Source organism: Streptomyces sp. NRRL WC-3742, from assembly GCF_000720635.1.
Classification (GTDB): Bacteria; Actinomycetota; Actinomycetes; order Streptomycetales; family Streptomycetaceae; genus Kitasatospora.
The window spans coordinates 1-6,285 of the sequence record NZ_JOCF01000138.1 but is presented as its reverse complement, the minus strand read 5'-3'; the positions used below and the strand labels follow the sequence as shown (position 1 = coordinate 6,285).

The window sequence follows — 6,285 nt, the reverse complement described above, 5'->3', positions numbered from 1 at the left end:
ATCACCGCGGTAGGTCATGACGGCGGGGCGGGGGCGGTCGGTGGGCAGGGTGATCTGGTCGGGCAAGCCCGTCAAAGTCCGGGTCCAGTAGGCGACTTGAGTGGCAAAGAGGCTGTCGGGGTCGTTCTGGTCACCGAGCAGCTCGTTCTGCCAGAGGGTGTAGTCGGCGTACTGCACAGGAAGCGGCGCCCACTGCGGTGCGTGGCCCTCAGCACGGGCGGCGTAGGCGCGGGCGAGGTCGGCGGCGAGCGGGCTGAGGGACCAGCCGTCGCCGGCGATGTGGTGGACGACCAGCAGCAGGACGTGTTCGCGCGGCGAGAGTTCGAAGAGTTCCGTGCGCAGCGGCGGTTCGCCCGCCAGGTCGAACGGGTGGCGGGCGGCCAGGAGCAGGTGGTCGGTCAGCTCCGCCTCGGTGGCAGCGGTCCGGCCCAGCTCGATGGTCACCGTGTCCAGCACCCGCTGGTACGGCGTGCCGTCGACCTCGGGGAACACCGTGCGCAGGCTCTCGTGCCGGCCCACGACGTCCCCGAGCGCCGCGCGCAGCGCCTCGAGGTCCAGCTCGCCCGTGAGCCGCAGCGCCAGCGGGATGTTGTAGGTGGCGCTCGGCCCCTCCATCCGGTGCAGGAACCAGAGCCTTCGCTGCGCGAAGGACAGCGGCACCACGTCCGGCAGTTGATGCTTCGTCAGGGCGGTCCTGGCCGGCGCGGTCCAGCTTGCCGTTGGGCGTCAGGGGCAGCCGCTCCAGCTGGACGACGGCCGCCGGGACCATGTGCTCGGGCAGCCGCTCGCGCGTGAACTCCCGCACCTGCTCGGGCCGCAGGGCCTCCCGGCCGACGACGTAGGCGACCAGGCGCAGGTCGCCGGGCCGGTGGGGCCGGGTGACGACGGCGGCCTGGGCGATGTCGGGGTGGTCGGTGAGGACCTTCTCGATCTCGCCGGGCTCGATGCGGAAGCCACGGACCTTGACCTGCTGGTCGGCGCGGCCTACGAACTCCAGCTCCCCGTTCGGGTTCCGGCGCACCAGGTCACCGGTGCGGTACATCCGGCCGCCCGGTTCGGGACCGTACGGGTCGGCGAGGAAACGCTCGGCGGTCAGGGCGGGCCGGCCCAGGTAGCCGCGGGCCACCCCGTCGCCGGCGATGTACAGCTCGCCCACCACGCCGGGCTCGACGAGCCGCAGGCCCGCGTCCAGGACGTAGGCGCGGGTGTTGTCGATCGGCCGCCCGATCGGCGCGGGGAGCCGCCAGCCCTCGGGGTCGTCGCCGAGGGTGTGGGCGGTGACCACGTGGGTCTCGGTCGGGCCGTAGTGGTTGTGCAGGCGACGGCCCGGGGCCGAGCGGTGGAACGTGCGGACGGTGCTGCTCAGCGTCAGCGCCTCACCGGCCTGGGCGACCGTCCGCAGTCGCGGCAGCGTCCGGCCCGTCTCGACGGCGGCCTCGGCGAGGGCCTCCAGGACGAGGTTGGGTGCGAACAGCTCGTCCACCTGCCGGGCGTCGAGCCATTCGGCGAACCGGGCGGCGTCGCGCCGCACCTCCTCGTCGGGGATCACCAGGGTCTTGCCGAAGGCCACCGAGGAGAGCACCTCCTGGGCGGAGACGTCGAAGCTGATCGCGGTGAACTGGGCCGTCCTGGTGCCGGGTTCGCCGCCGACCGCGCGGTGGTGCCACTGCAGGAGGTTGAGCAGGCCGCCCGCGGGCATGACCACGCCCTTGGGCACGCCGGTGGAGCCGGAGGTGTAGATGACGTAGGCCGGGTGGTCGGGGCGGAGCTCCACCGCGGGGTCGTGGGCGGGCCGGCCGGAGAGGTCGGCGAGCACGGCCGGGTCGTCCAGGAGCAGGCCGGTGTGCCCGTCCGGCAGCTTCGCCTCGGTGGCGGTGGTGGTCAGGACGAGGGTGGGCCGGGCGTCGGTGACCATGTGGGCGAGCCGATTGGCCGGGTACTCGGGGTCGAGCGGCAGGTAGGCGGCTCCGACCTTGAGTACGGCGAGTACGGCGACGACCAGCTCGACGGAGCGCGGCAGGGCCAGGGCGACGATCCGCTCCGGGCCGACGCCGTGCTCGGCGAGCAGGTGCGCCAGCCGGTTGGCCCGCTCGTCCAACTCCCGGTAGCGGAGCACCTCTTCGCCGTACTCCACGGCCACCGCGTCCGGTGCGGCGGCCACCCGGGCCCGGAACAGCTCCGGCAGGCTCGCGGCGTCCAGCGGCGTCCCGGTGCCGCTCCCGGCGTGCAGCAGCTCCCGCCGCTCCCCGGCGGTGAGCAGGTCGACCTGGCCGAGCGGGCGCTCGGCGTCGGCGACCGCCAGGTCGAGGACGCGGACCAGCCGGTCGACGAGGGCCCCGGCCTCCGCCCGGTCGAACAGGTCGTCGCGGTAGTCGAGGCGCAGGTAGAGCCGGCGGCCCGGGGCGGCGATCAGCGTCAGCGGATAGTGGGTGGCGTCCCGGCCGCGGCCGAGGTCGGGGGTGATCCGCAGCCCGGTCGCCGGCAGCTCGGCCGGGTCCTGCCAGGGATAGTTCTCGAACACCAGGGAGGTGTCGAACAGCTCGCTCATGCCGGAGAGTTGCTGGATCCCGGCGAGGCCGAGGTGGTGGTGCGAGGTGAGGCGGGACTGCTCGTCCTGGAGCCGCCGGACCGCCTCCAGCAGCGACTGCGCCGGGTCCAGCCGGACCCGGACCGGCACCATGGTGATGAGCAGGCCCACCATCGACTCGACCTCGGCCAGCTGGGGGTTGCGCCCGGCCACGACGGCGCCGAACACCACGTCCTGGTGCCCGGTGCGACGGCTCAGCACCAGGCCCCAGGCGGCCTGCAGCACCGTGTTGAGGGTGACGCCGTGCCGGCGGGCCCACTCGACGAGCGCCGCCGTGCGGTCCTCGGCCAGCTCGGTGGTGATCCGCTCCGGCATCAGCGCGGCCCGCGCCGGGTCCACCGGTGCCACCAGGGTGGGCTGTTCGAGGTCACCGAGCGCCTCGCGCCACGCCGCCTCCGCCGCCGGCCGGTCCTGCTGGGCCAGCCAGCCGAGGTACTGCCGGTACGGGGTGACCCGGGGCAGCTCGGCGGCCGGGCCGTCGGCGTACAGTGCGGTGAGCTCGCGCACCAGGATCGGCGTCGACCAGCCGTCCAGCAGGATGTGATGGGTCGTCAGGACCAGCCGGTGGTGCTCCTCGGCCATGCGCACCAGGGTGAACCGCAGCAGTGGCGGCTCGGCCGGGTCGAAGCGGCGGCCGTGCTCCTTCGCGGCGATCCGGGACAGCTCCGCCTCCGCCTCCGGGGCGGGCATCGAGGAGAGGTCGAACTCCTCCCACGGCAGGTCGACATGACGGGATATCAGCTGCACCGTCCGACCCGAGTCCACCTGCCGGAAGGCGGCCCGCAGGTTCGGGTGCCGCTGCACCAGGGCGCCGACCGCCTCCCTCAGCCGCGCGCCGTCGAGGGCGCCGGCGAGGTCGAACACGTGCTGCACCGCGTAGACGTCCGCGCCGTCCTGCTCGTAGCGGGAGTGGAACAGCAGCCCCTCCTGCATCGGGGAGAGGGGCAGGATGTCTTCCAGGCCCGACGACGTCATTTCTGAATCCTCCACGCGGCTTCGAGTTGCTCGATGTCGTGCTGGCTGAGCTCGGTCAGGGGGAAGTCGGACGGCGTGTGGCCGCCGGTGTCGGGCCGGTCCGCGTGCCGGACCAGGCCGCGGATCGCCTGGAACCAGTCCTCGGCGAGGGAACGGACGTGCGGCTCGGGCCAGAGGTCGGGGGCCCACGTCCAGACGGCCTCCAGGTACGGGCCCTCCGGGGTGTCGCGGACCATCGAGTTGACCTCCAGGCCGTGGGCGAGCGCGGTGGCCGGGTCGGTGCCGCTCAACAGGCCCGCCTCCGGGGCGACCGTCCAGGCCGGGCTGCCCGGCACCAGCGGCGTGCCGGCGGCCGGGAAGCGGCCGAGGTAGTTGAAGCCCAGCTGCGGGGTGGCGAGCCCGGCCAGCACCGGCCCGGTCACCGGGTCGAGGTGGCGCAGCAGACCGAAGCCCAGGCCCCGGTCGGGCAGTTCGCGCAGCTGTTCCTTGACCCGCTTGAGGGCCGGCCCGAGGGCCGGGGCGCCGCCGGTCACCTCGTCCCAGCCCAGGGCGCCCGGGTCGATCCGGACGGGGTACAGGGAGGTGAACCAGCCCACGGTGCGCGACAGGTCGGTGCCGTCGACGATCTCCTCGCGGCCGTGGCCCTCGACGTCCACCAGGAGCGCGGTGTGCCGGCCCCGGCCGTGGCCGCGCCGCCAGCGGGCGACCGCCAGGGCGAGCGCGGTCAGCAGGACGTCGTTCACCCCGGCGTGGAAGGCCGCGGGGACCGTCGTCAGCAGCGGGGCGACGGCCTCCGGCGGCAGGGAGACGGTGAGGCTGCGGGCCCGGCCGACGGTGTCCCGGGTGCGGTCCGGCCGGGCGGCGGTGAGCGGCGGGTCGACCGGGGTCAGCACCTCCGTCCACAGCGCCGCCTCGGCGGCCCTGGCCGGGCGCCGGGCCTCGGCCGCGAGCAGTCGGGACCAGCGGCCGAAGGAGGTGGGCACCGGTTCCAGCCGCGGTGCGTCGCCCTGCGCGGCAGCCTCCCAGGCCGCTACCAGGTCCGGCAGCAGGATGCGCCAGGACACCCCGTCCACGACCAGGTGGTTGACCAGGAGCAGCAACCGGCCCGGGCGGCGCGGACCGGAGTCGAACCAGACCGCCTGGAGCAGCACCCCGCTCTCGGCGTGCAGCCGGGCCTGGGCGGCGTCGAGGTGGGTACGGACGGTCGCCTCGTCGAGGGGGCCGTCGAGGTTGACGCGCCGGACGAGGTCGGCGGCCGGGAGCGTGCCGGTCGGCGGGATGTGCAGCGACCACGGGCCGTCGGGGCCGTTCCCGTCGGGCACCCTGGTCAGGCGCAACGCGTCGTGGTGGTCCAGAAGGGCCTGGACGGCGATCACGAGCCGCTTCTCGCCCAGCGCGGCCGGCACCTCCAGCAGCATCGCCTGGTGGAACCGGTCGATCGAGCCGCCGCGTTCGTCGAACCACCGCATGATCGGCGTGGGCGTCACCGGCCCGACCGCCGACTCGTCCTCCTCCCCGTCCGACGCGGTCAGCTCCTCCGCGATCGCGTTCAGACCGGCCGCCGTGCGCTGCTCGAAGACGTCCCGGACGGAGAACCCGAGGCCCGCCGAACGGGCCAGGCTCACCAGCCGGATCGAGACGATGCTGTCCCCGCCGAGGGAGAAGAAGTCCTCGTCGAGCCCGACCCGTTCCACCCCGAGAGCCTGGGCGAACAGTTCCCCGAGCAGCCCCTCACGGGGGGTGCGGGGCTCGCGCACCGACCCGGCGCGGGAGACCTCGGGCACCGGCAGGGCGGCCCGGTCCACCTTGCCGTTGGCCGTCAGCGGCAGCCGGTCGAGGACGACGAACGCGGACGGCACCATGTACTCGGGCAGGCGGGCCCGGACGGCCTCGCGCAGACCCTCCGGGGCCGTTGCGCCGTCCGCGACGACGTAGGCGACGAGGCGGGGGCGGCCGGGCTGGTCCTCGCGGACGAGGAGGGCGGCCTGGGCGATGCCGGGGTGGTCGGTGAGGACGTTCTCGATCTCGCCGGGTTCGATGCGGAAGCCGCGGACCTTGACCTGCTGGTCGGCGCGGCCGACGAACTCCAGTTGGGTGTCGGGGTTCCAGCGCACCAGGTCGCCGGTGCGGTACATCCGGGTACCGGGTTGATGGGGGTTGGCGACGAAGCGTTCGGCGGTGAGGGCGGGGCGGTCGAGGTAGCCGCGCGCCAGGCCGGCGCCGCCGAGGTAGAGCTCTCCGACGACGCCGGGGGCGACCGGTCGGAGGGCGTCGTCGAGGACGTAGGCGTGCATGGTGGCCATGGGGCGGCCGATGGCGACGACGGCGGGGCCGGTGTACGGCGTGGGGACGGGGTGGTGGGTGGCGAAGGTGGTGGTCTCGGTCGGGCCGTAGACGTCCACGACCACCACCGACGGGCAAGCCTCCTGGACCCGGCGGACGGAGACGGCGGAGACGGCCTCACCGCCGGTCCAGACCTCGCGGACCCCCGCCAGGCACGTGGCGTCGTGCTCGGTGAGGAGGTTGAAGAGAGCGGTGGTGAGGAAGACGGCGGTGATCTGCTGCTCGGTGATGACGCGGTGGTAGGTGTGGACGTCGAGGTCGCCGGCGGGGGCGAGGACGACGGTGTTGCCGTTGAGGAGGGGGACCCAGATTTCGTAGGTGGAGGCGTCGAAGGCGGTGGGGGAGTGGAGGAGGACGCGGTGGTGGGCGGTGGGGTGGAA

The 6,285-nt window shown here is 74.2% G+C and carries 1 protein-coding gene and 1 pseudogene; both read right to left on the bottom strand.

Annotated elements, in window-relative coordinates; all coding sequences use genetic code 11:
- A pseudogene (locus IH61_RS0139400) lies at positions 1 to 3,562 on the bottom strand (amino acid adenylation domain-containing protein); the annotation flags it as partial.
- On the bottom strand, positions 3,559 to 6,285 hold a 2,727-nt coding region (locus tag IH61_RS0139395; protein WP_031079164.1), incomplete at its 5' end, for an AMP-binding protein. The gene IH61_RS0139395 and the pseudogene IH61_RS0139400, both read right to left, overlap by 4 nt.